This is a genomic window from Streptomyces sp. DH37 (assembly GCF_029813835.1).
Taxonomy (GTDB): domain Bacteria; phylum Actinomycetota; class Actinomycetes; order Streptomycetales; family Streptomycetaceae; genus Streptomyces.
The window spans coordinates 1-13,879 of sequence record NZ_JARVKV010000100.1 but is presented as its reverse complement, the minus strand read 5'-3'; the positions used below and the strand labels follow the sequence as shown (position 1 = coordinate 13,879).

Annotated in this window: 19 protein-coding genes; 8 read left to right on the top strand and 11 right to left on the bottom strand. The window is 72.1% G+C overall.

Translation table 11 applies throughout. The features are described from left to right. Window positions 1–284 precede the first annotated feature (284 nt). The 8 genes from QC029_RS29155 (at window position 285) to QC029_RS29120 (ending at window position 4,051) form a co-directional block, all read left to right on the top strand. Window positions 285–710 (top strand): hypothetical protein, encoded by a 426-nt coding sequence (locus QC029_RS29155; RefSeq protein ID WP_279558839.1) that lies wholly within the window; start codon window positions 285–287, stop codon window positions 708–710. Further along, on the top strand, window positions 707–1,015 hold the full coding sequence (locus tag QC029_RS29150) for a hypothetical protein (RefSeq protein ID WP_279558838.1): 309 nt from the start codon (window positions 707–709) through the stop codon (window positions 1,013–1,015). The genes QC029_RS29155 and QC029_RS29150 overlap by 4 nt, the downstream gene beginning before the upstream one ends. Then, window positions 1,012–1,347, top strand: a complete 336-nt coding sequence (locus QC029_RS29145) for a hypothetical protein (RefSeq protein ID WP_279558837.1) — start codon at window positions 1,012–1,014, stop codon at window positions 1,345–1,347. Before QC029_RS29150 ends, QC029_RS29145 begins: the two co-directional genes overlap by 4 nt. Continuing rightward, the gene (locus tag QC029_RS29140; RefSeq protein ID WP_279558836.1) at window positions 1,344–1,679 is read left to right on the top strand and encodes an HNH endonuclease; all 336 of its coding nucleotides are present in this window, start codon (window positions 1,344–1,346) and stop codon (window positions 1,677–1,679) included. Before QC029_RS29145 ends, QC029_RS29140 begins: the two co-directional genes overlap by 4 nt. A gap of 102 nt (window positions 1,680–1,781) precedes the next feature. Further along, window positions 1,782–2,048, top strand: a complete 267-nt coding sequence (locus QC029_RS29135; protein WP_279558835.1) for a hypothetical protein — start codon at window positions 1,782–1,784, stop codon at window positions 2,046–2,048. Window positions 2,049–2,156: 108 nt separating this feature from the next. Further along, entirely contained in the window at window positions 2,157–2,699 is a 543-nt protein-coding gene (locus tag QC029_RS29130; protein ID WP_279558834.1) for a hypothetical protein, read from the top strand. Window positions 2,700–2,704: 5 nt separating this feature from the next. Further along, on the top strand, window positions 2,705–3,073 hold the full coding sequence (locus QC029_RS29125) for a hypothetical protein (protein ID WP_279558833.1): 369 nt from the start codon (window positions 2,705–2,707) through the stop codon (window positions 3,071–3,073). 408 nt (window positions 3,074–3,481) lie between these two features. After that, window positions 3,482–4,051 (top strand): DUF4352 domain-containing protein, encoded by a 570-nt coding sequence (locus tag QC029_RS29120; protein WP_279558832.1) that lies wholly within the window; start codon window positions 3,482–3,484, stop codon window positions 4,049–4,051. Between the two features lie 874 nt (window positions 4,052–4,925). Here QC029_RS29120 and QC029_RS29115 read toward each other — a convergent pair. The 11 genes from QC029_RS29115 to QC029_RS29065 all read right to left on the bottom strand — a co-directional run bounded on the left by QC029_RS29115 (window position 4,926) and on the right by QC029_RS29065 (window position 13,652). Continuing rightward, complete coding sequence (locus QC029_RS29115) at window positions 4,926–7,769, bottom strand: hypothetical protein (protein WP_279558831.1); 2,844 nt, start codon at window positions 7,767–7,769, stop codon at window positions 4,926–4,928. Window positions 7,770–7,843: 74 nt separating this feature from the next. Further along, the gene (locus QC029_RS29110; protein WP_279558830.1) at window positions 7,844–8,143 is read right to left on the bottom strand and encodes an HNH endonuclease; all 300 of its coding nucleotides are present in this window, start codon (window positions 8,141–8,143) and stop codon (window positions 7,844–7,846) included. Window positions 8,144–8,356: 213 nt separating this feature from the next. After that, the gene (locus QC029_RS29105; RefSeq protein ID WP_279558829.1) at window positions 8,357–9,031 is read right to left on the bottom strand and encodes a hypothetical protein; all 675 of its coding nucleotides are present in this window, start codon (window positions 9,029–9,031) and stop codon (window positions 8,357–8,359) included. Next, window positions 9,028–9,267, bottom strand: coding sequence for a hypothetical protein (locus QC029_RS29100; RefSeq protein WP_279558828.1), 240 nt, complete (start codon window positions 9,265–9,267; stop codon window positions 9,028–9,030). Before QC029_RS29100 ends, QC029_RS29105 begins: the two co-directional genes overlap by 4 nt. Further along, window positions 9,264–9,629 carry a hypothetical protein gene (locus tag QC029_RS29095; RefSeq protein ID WP_279558827.1) on the bottom strand — a complete coding sequence of 122 codons (366 nt, stop codon included), beginning with the start codon at window positions 9,627–9,629 and terminating at the stop codon, window positions 9,264–9,266. The genes QC029_RS29100 and QC029_RS29095 overlap by 4 nt, the downstream gene beginning before the upstream one ends. A gap of 10 nt (window positions 9,630–9,639) precedes the next feature. Continuing rightward, on the bottom strand, window positions 9,640–10,563 hold the full coding sequence (locus QC029_RS29090) for a hypothetical protein (protein WP_279558826.1): 924 nt from the start codon (window positions 10,561–10,563) through the stop codon (window positions 9,640–9,642). 174 nt (window positions 10,564–10,737) lie between these two features. After that, a complete protein-coding gene (locus QC029_RS29085; protein ID WP_279558825.1) occupies window positions 10,738–12,099 on the bottom strand; it encodes a phage/plasmid primase, P4 family in 1,362 nt (453 codons plus the stop codon). A gap of 44 nt (window positions 12,100–12,143) precedes the next feature. Beyond that, the gene (locus QC029_RS29080) at window positions 12,144–13,007 is read right to left on the bottom strand and encodes a bifunctional DNA primase/polymerase (protein ID WP_279558824.1); all 864 of its coding nucleotides are present in this window, start codon (window positions 13,005–13,007) and stop codon (window positions 12,144–12,146) included. After that, window positions 13,004–13,255, bottom strand: coding sequence for a hypothetical protein (locus QC029_RS29075; RefSeq protein ID WP_279558823.1), 252 nt, complete (start codon window positions 13,253–13,255; stop codon window positions 13,004–13,006). Before QC029_RS29075 ends, QC029_RS29080 begins: the two co-directional genes overlap by 4 nt. Then, complete coding sequence (locus QC029_RS29070) at window positions 13,246–13,446, bottom strand: hypothetical protein (RefSeq protein ID WP_279558822.1); 201 nt, start codon at window positions 13,444–13,446, stop codon at window positions 13,246–13,248. The genes QC029_RS29075 and QC029_RS29070 overlap by 10 nt, the downstream gene beginning before the upstream one ends. Beyond that, complete coding sequence (locus QC029_RS29065) at window positions 13,443–13,652, bottom strand: AlpA family transcriptional regulator (RefSeq protein ID WP_279558821.1); 210 nt, start codon at window positions 13,650–13,652, stop codon at window positions 13,443–13,445. Before QC029_RS29065 ends, QC029_RS29070 begins: the two co-directional genes overlap by 4 nt. Between the last annotated feature and the right edge of the window lie 227 nt (window positions 13,653–13,879).

Sequence of the window (13,879 nt, the reverse complement as noted above, 5' to 3'; positions counted from 1 at the left end):
GTGCGCCGCACCCGCGTGGCGAACGCAGGCCGCGTGCGCTGACCGCCGTTGATCCACCTGCGGGAACCTTGCCGCAAGCCCTCTGACCTGCTGCTTTCTCCTCCCGGAGTATCAGCCCGTATTAGCCGGAGACAGGGCGTCATGTGTACGGGATGTGTACTGCGGAAGTGTTGCGCTTTAGAAGCAGGTGGTATTGAATAGGGGTCAGCCCCTCCCCGGTGCTACTTGGCGGTCTCACCGGTTCGGGGCCTAGGTCAGACCCTTCTCAGACAAGGAGTCTTCCCATGGAGGACACCGTACAGAAGATCGGTGGCTTCGTCTCCGTCCGTCTGGACGTGGAGATCGCCGCGGATGGCGACACCAGGCGGCCGACCCTGGTGGCCGAGGAGCGCGACGGCGACTGGTGCGAGATCACCTCGGCCGAGCTGCGGCGGCGCATCGACCGGGCCCGGGCGGACCTGGCGGCGGCCGAGAAGCTCGCGGCCTACGCCGAGGCCGTGGAGAACCTGCGGGCGTTCCTGGCGGAGCACGACATCGTGGTGGACGAGTGGGACACGTCCACGCTGGACGAGTCGCTGCGGGACAGCTTCGCCGGGTTCTTCCAGGACCAGGACGGCCGGCGGCGCCTGGTGCTCCCGGCCGGGCAGGACCCGGTGGAGCGGCTGCGCGTGGCGGTCGAGCTGCTGCACCGCGCGGGCGGTGCCCGATGAAGCGGCCCGCGGCCGTGGAGACGGCCCGCCGGATTCTGGACGACACCTCGGGGGTGGCGTTCTCCAGCCCGATGGACGCGGCGGACGCGATCGGCTCTCTGCGGGGCGCGGTGCGCGGCCTGCTGGGGGTGCTGGACGCCGAGCCGAAGTCGGTCCGCCTGGCGGCGCAGCGCGACGAGGAGTTCCTGAACCTGGCCCGTGCGACGGGCGGGCAGATCCGCAAGGTGCGGGCCGCCGTCGAGCAGCTCGACGCGTTCGAGCGGGCCCTGTGGGCGATGCTCGCCCCGAAGGAGGGCGGGCGGTGAGCGCGGGGTACGCGGCCCACTTCGAGGGCGTGACGGCGGAGAAGCTGTTCGCCTTGGAGGACGCCGAGGGTGACTGCGACGCCCCTCAGAACTACGTCGAATGCCTGTTGGTGATCCTCGCGTCCTGGCGGGCGGACCTGGAGCGGTGGCGGGCCCGGCTGGACGAGCTGCCCTCCGCGGCCGTGGCGCGCTACCGGGACGAGGCGGCGCGGTACACGGAGGCGCTGAACGCCACTCGGGAAGCGTGGCTGCAGTGGTCCTTCCGGTGGGAGGGCGGCCCGGCTCTGCCGGAGCGGTTCGACCTCCCCGCGGCGGGGGGTGCGCGCCGATGAGCGACCGGACCGGATCGAAGACGCCGGAGCGCCGCGCGTACCGGGCGGCGCAGATCGCCGCCCGCCCCGAGCACGGCTGGCGGTGCTTCTACTGCCGGCGGCCGTTCACCGACGAGCTGCGGTGGACGTTCGACCACTACGTCCCGTACAGCCTGTGGCGCACCGGCCGCCTGCGGAACCTCGTGCTCGCCTGCGAGCCGTGCAACCAGGCGAAGGCGGACGCCCTGCCATGGACGGTGGCTGCGCTGCTGCTGCAGCGGGTCCGCCACAGCGAGCTGTGGTGGCGGGCGTGCATGCCCGCGACCGCCTCGGAGTACCGGCCCGCGGCCTGAGGGCTGCCCGCGGCGCCCGGACTGGGTGACGTCCTGTCACTCGGTCGGGGCGCCAAGGGGAGCCGGGGCAGGCCCGGCCCACCGATCCGAGAGGACACCCGCATGAAGCTCAGCGAGTTCACCGCCCGCCGTCGGCAGCGGGCCGAGGAGAAGGCCCGCGCGAAGCACCAGCAGGACCGGCGGCGGCACCACCCCGAGGAGAAGGCCCGCGCGAAGCACCAGCAGGACCGGCGGCGGCACCACCCCGAGGTCGCCGAGGAGGCCGACCGCCTGCTGTCCGCCGTCCCGTTCGGGTCCATGAGGCCCGAGGAGGCGTGGCTGAAGGCATGGCGGTCCGTGCACGGCAGTGACACCCGCTCCGCGGCCTGAGAAACCCGCAGGTCGCTACCGATCTCCCCCCTGCCTGGCGCCGCCCCGGGATGAGCCCCCGGGGCGGCAGTCGGGCCCATCTTCAGCAGACCGGAAGAGGTAGGCACCATGACCATTCTCCCCGAGACTTCGGCCGCCGTCTCCCAGTGCGCGCCGTTGCCGATCCCGCCGGCCTACGGGCCGTCGACCGTGACGCACATGGACGTGGAGGAGCCCGCCCGGGCGGTGGTCCGGCTGGCCGTTGCGGTGACCCGCGATGAGCTGGTGTACGCACTGTCCGAGCACTACGCCCTCATGGGCGAGATGACCGCCCCGGACGCGCTGTCCGTCGCCGAGGTGCGGCAGATGGTCGAGTGGTCCCTCCAGTGCTGCTCGGCCGTGGAGATCCAGTGCGGGGCGGCCGGGCTGTGGAACGACGTCGAGAACTGGCCGGCGGCCGAGCGGGAGTGCATGCAGAGCCTGGCCCGGGCGGTGGACCGGGCATACCCGCCCGCCGCCTCCCCGGTCGCCCTGGTGGACGGCGTGTCGGTGACCGAGGCGCGCTGCACCGCGGAGGGCTGCCGCTGGACCTCGGCCGCCGGGTCCGTCGAGCAGGTCACCCACGACGGGCTGACCCACGCCGAGGCCGCGCACCAGGCGCAGGGACGGTGACGGCGGTGGAGCTCGTCCTTCAGTGGACCGGACGCCACGCGGCGGCACTGCAGCGCGCGCTGCGCGACACGAACGAGAGCTTCGCCGAGCGGCTGGGCGTCGCGGTCCGCACGGTGGCTGCCTGGAACGCGGACCCGGGCATCGTGCCCCGGTCGGAGATGCAGGCCGCTCTGGACACCGCGCTGGAGCAGGCGCCCGAGGCGGCCCGCAAGCGGTTCGCGCTGCGACTGGACGCCGCGCCCGCACCGGCCGTCGAGCCGCCGGCCGAGGGCGCCGAGGTGGTGCCCGCGCTGGTGGCCGAGGTGGCTCTGCTGCAGGCCCGGGTGGACCACCTGCAGGAGCAGCTTGCCCGGCTGACCGGGGTCTCCCTGTAGGTGGTTCCGCCGCAGGTCGAATCCCATCGACCCGGGGGCCTGAGCCGCAGGCCAGATCCCTAATGCCCTCGCCTGTTTCCGCAGGCGGCATCGCAAGTGCTCGGGGGCCGACGGGCCCGTCCTCTCGCTCCACGAAGGACGGCCTTGCCGGCCCCCTCCGCATGCCCGCGCGGGGCAGGAACTGACCTCCTTCAAGGAGGTCAGTGGGAGCCCTTCCCGGCCGGTCGGGAAGCGGCCCGCAGCCCTTTACGCCCAAGGGCCCGAAGCCCTCGGCGGGTACCGCTAACGCGCAGGTCGACATCCAAATGAACGACCCTCTCGACGGTCACCGTTCGGTCACTTCCGCCCCCGCCCTCAGGCCGTCGACGGATGATGCTCCCCTTGCACGCCACGTCCTTGGGGGGACTCATGCGCACGCGTACCGCTCTCGCCGCTGCGGCGCTTCTCGCCGCTCTCGCGGGATGCTCCAACGGTTCCGACACCGAGGCCGCCTCGGAGCCATCGCCGTCCACGAGCAAGCCCGCCGAGAAGCCGACCGCCGAGCCCACGGAGGAGCCCGGGCCGCTGGCTTTCGGTGAGCCCTGGAAGTGGAAGTCGCCGGAGTACGAGGCAAGCGGGAGCGCGACCGCGCTGAGGTATCAGCAGCCGGTGAAGGGCGTCTATCCGCCCAGCGGCGAAGGCGAGGTGTGGGGTTCGCTGGAGGCCCAGGTGTGCATCGACTCCGGGGATGTCCGGGTGTCGCAGTTCCCATGGTCGCTGGCCTTCGCCGACGGGGCGCGAGTGGATGTGACGGGCCAGTCTGGCGGGGACTTTCCCCGGCCGGAGTTCCCCATGGACGCGGCGGTGAAGCCTGGCGACTGCGTGAAAGGTTTGATCATGTTCCCCGTGCCGGAGGGGCAACGGCCGGAGCGGGTCATCTACGACCCCGACAGCGGCATGGTGGACGGCCCGGCGGAGTGGACGGTCCCGGAGAAGTAGCCGGCTCCGGGCCGCCCCCGAACCCGCGGTGACTCGGTGGTGCAGAGCACCATGCAGCCGCAACCGTGGCGGTACGGCAACGGTTGCCGTCAGGTGTGGGGCAGAGCCCCACGGTTCAAGGGGTACACGCCAGCGTGTACCCCTTCGTGCAGATCCCGGAAGGCAGCCCGGGAACTGATAACAACGTTATTAGTTCCCGGGTGGCGGGCCGCGTTGCCGTCCGGGCAACGTAGGTCCCAACCGTGGGGACAGGCCCACGGTTGGCGCGTGAGGTCCCGGTGGGACCTCACAGACGAGCACCCTATTTCCCGGCGCCGGGAAGTCGCGGCGCCGCCTCTACCGGCCGGTAGGAGGGCGTGACGGGCACGTGACACCGCAGGTGGAGGGCGTGACAGAGGGCGTGACACCCGCATGACAGCACGTGACGCGTCACGCCCCCGTCACGTGCACTGTCACGTGCGTGACCTGCGATGTCACGCCCCCGTCACGTGCACCGTCACGGGCAGTATGCCCCGGTATGCGCGCTGCTCGGCGCCTGCTCAGTGCTGCTCCGCCGCAGGTCGGCGTCTGCTCAGACGCTGCTCAAGGGGTGCTCAGAGTCCTGCTCTGAGCAGGGCCTGAGCAGGGCTCTGAGCACCCGGTATGCCCCAGACTGTCCCCTGGTCAGAGGGCGGACGGAGGGCGGACACGGCCCGGACGGCGTCCGCCCCCTGTCCGGGGTCTGTCCGGGGTGGCGTCCACCCGTCTACGGCCCGTCTATGACCCGGCTGGAGCCCGTCTGAGACCCGTCTACGGCCCGGCCGCGGGCCGGCGGCAAGACGGGCTGTAGACGGGCCCAAGACGCCCCTTAGACGGGTCCAAGACAGGCGCCGGGTCAGCGCTTGACGCCGGCTTCCAGGCGGCGGCGCACAGCGGTGAAGCCCTCGTCCATGGACTCGTTCGCGATGCCCTTCACCCAGCCGCGCACCAGCGGCCCGTCCTCCAGTTGCAGGACGACCGGCTGGCCCGGCTGGAGGCCGGACGGGTGCGGGCGCGAGGAGCCGGCGGGCGCCGGGCGGGTCGCCCAGCGGTCGACGCCCACGTGCCAGCCCTGGGCCGCCGCCGGAATCTGCATGGCGTTGAGCGCGTGGAACAGGGCCGGGCCGTAGTGGTCGACGGCCGCCGCGCGGATGACGAACTCCCCGCGCGACAGCCGCGCCAGGATCGAATCGCTGGTCTTGGTGCCCGAGCCGAACACCTGGCCCCCGGTGGGGAAGCGGGCCAGGCCGCCCGCGGCGAAGCCGACCGGGCCGCCCGCCGCGCGCATCAACGGCTGGCCGTTCGGCCCCCGGGCGATGATCGTGCGGGTCTGCACGTAGTTCGTGCGGATGGTGATCGTCTTGTCGCGCAGGCTCCCCAGCTCCCGGGCGATCCGGCCGACCGTGCCGGAGACGAAGTTGTTCGCCTTCACGTCCACGCTGCGGTTCTTCACGCTCGCCAGGTCCCGCTTGCCCTGGCGGACCTTCGCCTGCAGGTCCGCGATGCGGGCCAGCAGCTCCGACCGCTTCGACGGCGGCACCGACTTCAGGTCCGCCCGCGCGGTGTCCAGCTGCGCCTGCCAGTTGCGGATGTTCATCTCCAGCCGGTTCTGCTTCAGCCGCGGCGTGACAGTGCTGGAGAAGTTCTCCACCCCGGCGCCGGCCTGCGCGAGCTGCACCAGGGCGTTGGCCTTGAACTCGTTGAAGCTGCCGGACGCGTCGCGGATCTTGTCGCCCACGCCCGGAATCCAGCCGAGGAACTTGCTCGCCCCGCCCAGGATCAGGCCGAAGGATTCCAGGGCGACCACCGCCAGGGACTTGAACAGGTTGAACACCGCGGGCATGTTCTCCACGGCCACGATCACGAAGCCCAGCAGGGCATCTGCGGCGCGGGCGAACATCTCCTGGATGGCGCCCCGGTTGGTGCGCACGAACGTCGCCAGCCGCTCCGTCCAGCCCATCTTCCCGTCCAGCGAGGCGAACGCGGGCGACAGGGTGTCCAGGATCGCGCGGCCGAAGTTCTTCACGATCGGCGCCGCGGCCACCAGCAGATCCACCGCGTTCCGCAGCGGGATGGTCAGCAGGCGGACCGCGCCGCCCAGGACCTCCCCGACCACCCCGGCGAACGACTTGGTCACCCCGTCAGCCTGGCCCATGCCCTCGGTGAAGGAGTCCATCAGCGGCTTGAGCGCCTGCAGCGCGGGCGACAGCAGCAGCTCCAGCGACTCGGCCACCTCGCCGACCCGGCGGAAGATGGCGCCCAGAGCAGGGCCGAAGGTGTCCGCGAGCTGGCCCGACAGGCGGCCCAGCGCGGGCAGAATCCGCTCATTGAGCGAACCGAACAAGCCGTCCATCATCGCGGCCGTGCCCTTGGTGCCGCGGGTCAGCCCGTCGAAGAACCCGGGCAGGCCCTGGGACAGCAGCCCGGAGAAGCCGCGGTTGAGGGAGTCGAACGCCGGGCGGGAGGCGGCGCCGAACTCCAGCAGCTCCAGGGTGAACGTGCCGAACGCGTCGCCCATCTCGCGGACGAAGTCCGCGCCCATGGAGAAGTTCTCCTCCAGCGCCTTGCGGAACCGGCCCGACCCGACCAGCTTCCCGAAGTCCGCGGCCACATCGCCCAGCACGCCGGCCATGTCCCGCATGCCGTCCTTCAGCACCCCGGCCGCCGGCGCCGCGTTCTTCAGCGCCTTCGTGAAGCCGGGCAGGGCAATGCGCTTGATCTCCTTGGAGAAGTCCGCGAACCCGTCCTTGACGGCCACGACCTGCTCGACGAACGCCCGCTGCTCGGGACCCATCTTCTTCAGCGCCTTGCGGTACTCCTCGGCGTCCTCCCCCGCCAGGGCGACCGCCTCGCCCACCCCGGAGAACGCGGCCTTCACCGTCACCCCGGCCAAGCCCAGACCGGCGAGCATCGGCACCAAGCCGCCCAGCGCGGGCAGAGTCGACGCCGCCGCCACCCCGGCCACGCCCTTCAGCGCGCCGGCCAGGCCGCCCGGCCCGGCCGCATCCGTCGCGCGCTGCAGGGACTCCACCACCGCGGACGTGTCGATGTCCACGTCCTGGTCGTCCGCATCGCCCAGCGCCTCGCGCAGCGCCTGCAGTTGCAGGCGGGCCGCCGCGGTGTCCGCGCGCACCGCCACGTTGGGATGCTGCTCGCCGATGAACGCCAGCCGGTTCTGGATGTCGGTGATCTCCCGCAGCGCGGTGTCCGCGTCGACGTCGACACCGATGCGCCGGTTCGACAGAGACTCCATGCGGGACCGCAGCCGGGCCAAGTCGGCGTTGGCGCCCCTGTCCGACAGACGCACATCGAGCTGCGGCAGAGACCGGAAAGCGGCCTCCAGGCGGGCGCGGGCCGCAGTCGCGAACGCCCCGCCCGCGGCCTGCCCCTGCTGGTTCGCGGCCGTCCGCGCCGCCCGGCCGCCATCGGTGACGCCGTCACGGACCGCGCCGCCCACCCGGACGCTGATCTGCCCGCCGATGCTCTGCCCGATCCGGCGGCCGATCTGCTGCCCGATCCGCGCCCCGACGTCGCCGTCCAGAGACGCGCGCATCGCCGCGGTCATGCCGTTGCCGGCCGCCCGCCCCGCGTCCGCCCCGGCCCGGGTCGCCGCGGGCACCAGCCCGGAGCGCAGCCGCTGGTAGATGCCGCGGGTGTTCGGGATGACGTCGACCTCGACCGAGCCGACACTGATCGCCATAGCTGCCTCCCAAGGCAGTCCGTGGCGCGGGCCCTGAAGGAGTCTTCAGCCTGTGGATTTGTGCAGTTCCAGGGTCAGCCGTCGACCAACCCGGGGTGCGCCTCGGACGGGCGCTTGCGGCTCGGCCTCGGGCCGGCCGCCCGCGCCGCCGCGGCCTCGCGTGCGGTCTTCTGCCGATGGCACGGGTCACACACGCCCTGCAGGGCCTCCAGCCTGTGGTCATCGGTCATGGGCAGGATGTGGTCCGCGACCGTGCTCGGACGCACACCGCAGATGCGGCACGTCACGTCCCGCTCAAGCACCTGCTTCCGCAGGTGACGCCAGTTCGCCGGCAGGCGACTCTTGCGCTTCGAGGTGTTCCAGTTGTGAGCCACCACGACTCCTCTCGCAGATCAGAGGGGGGTGCCCCCTCCCCCCGGCTTCCAGGGATCGAAGCCGTATAGCCGCTCGCCCCGTGTACGGGTCTGGGGACTTTGGATCTCGGGTGGACGGCCCTGGAAACCCGTACAGACGGTCAGGTGCTATACGGCTTCGATCGGTCAGGGCCCGGGGGGGAGGGCTGACCCCCCACCCCGGGCCCGGTCTGGTCAGGCCGCTTCGACGTCCAGTTCGGCCGCGGCGAGCGCGTCGACCGAGTAGTCGGGCATTCCGCCCAGCTCGGCCGGCTGCATCACCGAGTAGGTCATGGCGTGCTGCATCTGCCAGAGCGCGTCGCTGGTGTCGGGCAGCTCGCCGATCTGCCGCACGGTGTCGGCGGCCTCGGGCCGGCTGGCGGTGTACTGGGTGAGGACGTCGCCCCACCACATCTCGGCGGCCCGCGCGCCGATGGCCTGCGCCAGTACCGCGTCGCCGGACAGCTCGGCCCGCTTGAGGGCGCTGGACGCGGCCTCGGGAGTCTCCAGCTTGGCGGCCCGGTCCAGGGCGTCGCGGCGGCTGACGGCGGTGGCCGGGTCGGCGTCGCCTTCGTGGCCGAACAGCTTGCGGGTCAGCGTGGCCCGCTGGCCGTCGATGCGGGCGCGCTCGGCGTCGCGCAGCTCGGTGATGGCGTCGCGGGCTTCCTTGTAGGCGCGGGCGATGAGGACGCGCTTGGCGTGGTCGGACAGTCCGCGCTTGGCGTTGACGCGCTGGACGGTGGAGTCGAGCCGGGCGTGGATGCCGGACACGTCGCGGGTGGTGAGGTTGCGGCCGGTGGAACGGTAGCGGCCTTCGAAGTAGATGGCGTGGACGGTGGGGTCGTCGGCGAACGGGTTGGTGGTGGTCATGCCTGGTTCTCCTGTTCGGTTAGTGAGAGGTGCTGTACGGCGCGGATCATGTCCGCGACGTCGTCGGGGTGGAGGGCTTCGCGGACGGCGCCGGCCATGGCCAGCAGCGCGCCCTCGGCGACGGCCGCGAGTTCTTCGCGCGGCAGGTCGTGGAGGAGAAGCCGTATGCCGTCGGTGTCGTCGCGCAGTGCGGCGATGGTGACGCCGTAGGCGGTCCGGTAGGGGTGGCCGTTCATGCGGCTTCCCGGTGGGCGACGGCGGCCAGGCGCTCGCGGGTCCGCCGGACGCTGTAGGGCCGGGAGGTGAGCGCGAGCTCGGCGAGGGCCGCGATGGCGGTTGCGGCGGCTCTACGGGAGTCCTGGGCGTGCAGGGTGTTGAGGAGTTCGGCGACGCCCCGGTAGTCCCGCCTGAGGGCCGCCAGGGCGATGCGGGCGCCGTCCCGCTCGGCGGGGCCGGGCCGGGCCAGCTTGGCGGCTTGGCGGGCCGCCAGGCCCTTCTCCCGCGCCTCGGCCAGCTCGGCGCGCTGCTGCCGCCGCCGGGTCCTGCGCTGCTCGGCCGCGGCTATCCGCTCGGCCACGATGTCGTTGACGTTCGTCACGGGAGGCTCCTTACGCAGAGAACGAGATGGCGAGACGCCCCCCGGAGACGGCCATGTAGTCCCGGGGGCCGGTCGAGTAGATGGCCAGGCCGCGGGCGGTGCCTGCCGCCAGTTGGACCGCCCACGAGGCGGGCAGGGAGGCCGTGCGGGTGGCGCCCACGGAGAGCGCCATGACGTCCTCCGGCCCGTCGCCGAGGACGAGCTGCCCGGACGGGGCGGAGGTGTAGCCGTGCAGGTACACGTGGAGGGCGCGGGAGCCGTTGTAGCCGCTGCCGCGCCGCCGGGTGAAGGTGACCCGCATGTCGGCCACCGTCTTGCCCGTACAGGCGTCCTGGATCTGCGTGCCGTAGAACCAGGCGCCGCGCCGCGCGCCCCCGCCGGTCCAGTCACCTTGCATGGGGTGCGAGGCGTAGTCGTCGGGGCGGCCATTGCGCCACGTGCCCGCGTCGGTGGGCGAGATGGTGACCGCCTTGGGGGCCTGCGCGGGGGGCGCGTCCGGGGAGGGCTCGAGGACGGTGGAGACGGGGAAGTACAGCTCGACTTGCCCGGCCGCGCTCTTGCGCAGGTAGGGCAGGGCGGATGCCTGCTGCCAGCCGGTACCGGACGGGGCGGTGGTGCCCCAGGTGACGGACCGGACGACCTGGGCGGCCTCGGCGACGGAACGGACCGACTCTTCGTCGGTCTGTCCGGGGTCGGCACCGACGCGGTACTCCACCAGCGGGTGGGCACCGAGGCGGACCTTCACCCAGTCCCCAGCGCGCCGGCCCCGGTAGGCGTCGGTACAGGGCACGTCGGTCACGAGGGTGCCCTGAAGGTTGAGGTTCACCTTCCCGTCCTCGGTGACGTCCACGACTTGCGCGCTGACGAGGTTCGGCCCGGCGCCGCGGCCGGCCTTGGCCAGCCGCTGGGCGAGGAGATCGGCGGAAGTGGTCACAGTTGCTCCCGGTGGGTGGCTGAGGGGGGACGGACATAGGCGGGGGGGAAGGGCCCGAGCGGGGCCGGTTGCCGGGTGGCGGGTGGTGGGTTGTGGCGGGTTTTCCGAAACTCTCCACGCGCGCAGGCATGGAAGGTTTTGGGGAGACCCACCACAACCCACCACTTCCGCAGGTCACGGCGCTTCGTCCTCCTCTCCGCCGGTGAGCATCAGGCCGAGCCAGACGGCCCCGATGTTCCGCTGCTTCTTCTCGTAGCCGCGGGCCTTCATGGAGGCCGCGAACGAGACGGCCGTGCCGACTTCCTCGCCCTTGATGCCGCTCTTGTGGCACCAGTCGGACCAGGCGGTGAACAGCTCGCCGGAGCGGACGTGTCCGTGCGGGTTGGCGATGGTGCGCTCTCCCAGGAAGCGGCCGAGGGTGTCACTCTCGTCGCGGTACTCCTGCGTCTTCACCCGGACCGCCTCGGGCGGGTTGAGGCCCTGCTGCTGGTAGTCGAGCCACCCTTGGTACGCCCAGGCGAGGACGGCGGAGGTGGCCAGCTTCAGCCGCTCGGGGAGCTGGCCGTCGCGCTCCTCGGGCGGGATCACGACGTCGAACGGCACCACGAGGATGCGGCGCCAGACGGCCGGGTCGTCGCCGGAGACCGCGGGCAGGTGGTTGGTCAGCATGACCAGCGTGTGGGACGGGTCGAACGTGATCGGGTTCTTGTGCATGTAGTTGGCTTCGATCGGGTCGCCGCCCACGAGCCGCTTCATGGTGGCCTCGGCGAACTTGCGCCCCTTCTCCGTCTCGGAGCAGAACGCCAGCCGGGCGCCTCGTAGCCGCATCTTGAAGGCGCCGTGCCGCTCGTGCTTGGACTCCATGAGCAGCGCGGGGTCCACCTCGATGGCGTAGTCCCCGAAGGCGGCCATGAGGGCGTCTCGGAGGGTGCCCTTACCGTTCGCGCCGGTGCCGGTGAAGATGGGCATGACGTGCTCGGTCTGCTTGCCGAGCATGGCGTAGCCGAAGAGGCGCTGTACGAAGCTGCGGACGTCCTCGTCGGGCAGGATGCGCTTGAGGAAGGCTTCCCATTCCTGGTTGCCCTCTTCGGCGATGCCGCCGCCGGCAACCTTGGTGATCAGGTCGTCGCGGTCGTTCTCCTTGATGGTCCCTTCGTGCAGGTCGACCGTTCCCGCTGGTGTGTTGAACAGGAAGGGGTCGGCGTCCAGGGCGCGGGCGGGTGCCGAGATCGGCTTCATGGCGCCGGCCAGCTTCAGCATCCCCTCGACGCCCGAGGCGCTCTCGGCCTTCCGGACGTCCGCGTACAGGGCGTCGCGCTCCTTGCCGGGGGGCGAGTCGAGGACGTCGCGCAGTGCCCGCTTGGTGGTGGCGATGGCGGCCTCCACGTCGATGCGCTCCTCGTCGAGCTTCCAGCGGGCGCCGTCCCAGTGGTGCCAGCCGATCCCGTGGACGTGCCGCAGCTCCTCGGCGTGCTCGGCCACGAACCGCTCGGCCATGTGGAGGTGGCCGCGGTGAGCGCTCTGGGGAACGGACACGACCCGCAGTCTCGGGACGGCGGCCGGCCTGATGCTGGGCTCTGTCACGCTGCCACCCCTGTTCCTCGCTGTGCCGATGCCACGGTGCGCCGTGCCTCTCCCTCGCCCAGTCCCGTGCCGACAGCCGCCGCGACTAGCGCGGCCTCCACGTCCCCGGCCGCGATATGTCCGTCCCTCACGTGCGCCCAGGCCTTTGCCGCGGCCCAGAACAGGCGGTCATTCCGCGTGCCCTCGGCCGCCTCGGCGACGACCCGCACCAGGCCTTCCAGGACCCGCCCGCCGCCCCCGCTGCGAGGCAGGAGGACGGGCCGGGGCCGGGAGACGGGAGCGGGCAGCATGAGCCGCAGCAGCAGTCCGGGCGCGGGCTGGACGTCGACTTCGCCGAGGGACGGGTGGAGGCCGTACAGGCCGTTGCGTCCTCGGCTGCCGGGGCCGACGAGGTATCCGCCGGTGCCGCGCACGTCGATGCCGGGCCCGAGGCGGCCGGCGCTGTTGGGTACCGCCGTCCCGCCGGGCGCGGCGAACCACAGGTGGAACCCGCCCGAGGGGGTGCACACGGTGAGGGTGCGGGGCACCTCGAACCCGTGCTCTGCGGCGAGGCGGTGGAGGGTGGCGACGCCGTCGACGCCGTTCTTCCGGTCCAGGTCGAGCCCGATCATCCGCCCGCCGCACGCGATGCCGTAGCCGGTGGCGCGAGGGGCGAGGTCGAACAGGTGCCGGGCGCGCGCCGGGTCGGTGGTGGCGTCGTGGACGCCGTGCCCGGGCTGCCCGCAGTCGCCCTTGCATCCGTGCCCGCTCTGGTGCGGGGAGCGGATGGCGGGGGTCTTGTTGGCGGACAGGGGGAACACGGCGTGCCCGCGGGTGATGGCGTAGAGGGCGCTGTCGAGTGCGTCGGTCCATGCGCTCACGCCGTCACCTCCTCGTCGGCCATGGCGGTGATGGCGGCGCACCAGCGGCGGGCCGCCGCGCGGCGTGCGCGCGGGGTGGGCTGCTCGTCCAGGTGGGCCCGGATGGAGCCGAGGGTGATGTGCCAGCGGGCCCTGTCGCGGTTGACGGTGGCTCGCTGTACGCTGTCGGAAGACCCGGCCTGCAGCTGGTCTTTCAGTCCCTCGGTCCGCGCCCACGGACCGGGGGCTTTTTCGTGCGTCATCGCCATCCGGTGGTCTCCTCTCGGAGTGAGGGCCAGCCGGGGCCGGGCTGCGGCTCGGGCCGTCCGGCGAGCGCGGCCGGCGTGTGGGCCGGGCAGCGGTGGCCGCCGACGTAGCGGCGAACGTCCTTGTCGGTGTGGCAGTAGCGGCTCTCGGGGCCGACCCAGTGCGTGCACTTCGGCACGGGGGGCTGGCTCACGCGGCCCGCCTGCTCTGGACCGTCCGCGCCTTGAGCCACGCTTCGATGGCGCTGCGGCGGTAGAAGACGCGTCCCGCACGGCTCTTGGAAGTCTTGATGTATGCGGGCCCTTCGCCACGCCAGCGACGTTCCGCCAGTGACCCGGGACTCCCGAAGATGGGGTACTCCTCGCAGACCTGCTTGGGGGTGAGCATCTCGTCGGCCATCCGGTCCCTACTCCTCTCATGTGTTGCTTGTAAGGAGCACCTGCTCCTATGCTGTGCCTATGGAGCAGATGGTAACTGATATCGGCAGCGACACAAGTCGACCTGCGGTGCTTACGATGTGGCCCATGGCTGAGCACCAGATCGGAAGGCGTGCCATCGAGGCCGGCCCGACCGGAAAGACCGTGGCAACGAACATCGCGCGGCTCAGGAAGGTCCGCGGCCTCACC

Bases quoted from the DNA above. Each gene is read 5' to 3' on its own strand.
- QC029_RS29140 (WP_279558836.1), top strand. From the start codon at position 1,344: ATGAGCGACCGGACCGGATCGAAGACGCCGGAGCGCCGCGCGTACCGG.
- QC029_RS29100 (WP_279558828.1), bottom strand. From the start codon at position 9,267: ATGAACGGCCACCCCTACCGGACCGCCTACGGCGTCACCATCGCCGCA.
- QC029_RS29135 (WP_279558835.1), top strand. From the start codon at position 1,782: ATGAAGCTCAGCGAGTTCACCGCCCGCCGTCGGCAGCGGGCCGAGGAG.
- QC029_RS29130 (WP_279558834.1), top strand. From the start codon at position 2,157: ATGACCATTCTCCCCGAGACTTCGGCCGCCGTCTCCCAGTGCGCGCCG.
- QC029_RS29115 (WP_279558831.1), bottom strand. From the start codon at position 7,769: ATGGCGATCAGTGTCGGCTCGGTCGAGGTCGACGTCATCCCGAACACC.
- QC029_RS29075 (WP_279558823.1), bottom strand. From the start codon at position 13,255: ATGGCGATGACGCACGAAAAAGCCCCCGGTCCGTGGGCGCGGACCGAG.
- QC029_RS29150 (WP_279558838.1), top strand. From the start codon at position 707: ATGAAGCGGCCCGCGGCCGTGGAGACGGCCCGCCGGATTCTGGACGAC.
- QC029_RS29120 (WP_279558832.1), top strand. From the start codon at position 3,482: ATGCGCACGCGTACCGCTCTCGCCGCTGCGGCGCTTCTCGCCGCTCTC.
- QC029_RS29105 (WP_279558829.1), bottom strand. From the start codon at position 9,031: ATGACCACCACCAACCCGTTCGCCGACGACCCCACCGTCCACGCCATC.
- QC029_RS29065 (WP_279558821.1), bottom strand. From the start codon at position 13,652: ATGGCCGACGAGATGCTCACCCCCAAGCAGGTCTGCGAGGAGTACCCC.
- QC029_RS29155 (WP_279558839.1), top strand. From the start codon at position 285: ATGGAGGACACCGTACAGAAGATCGGTGGCTTCGTCTCCGTCCGTCTG.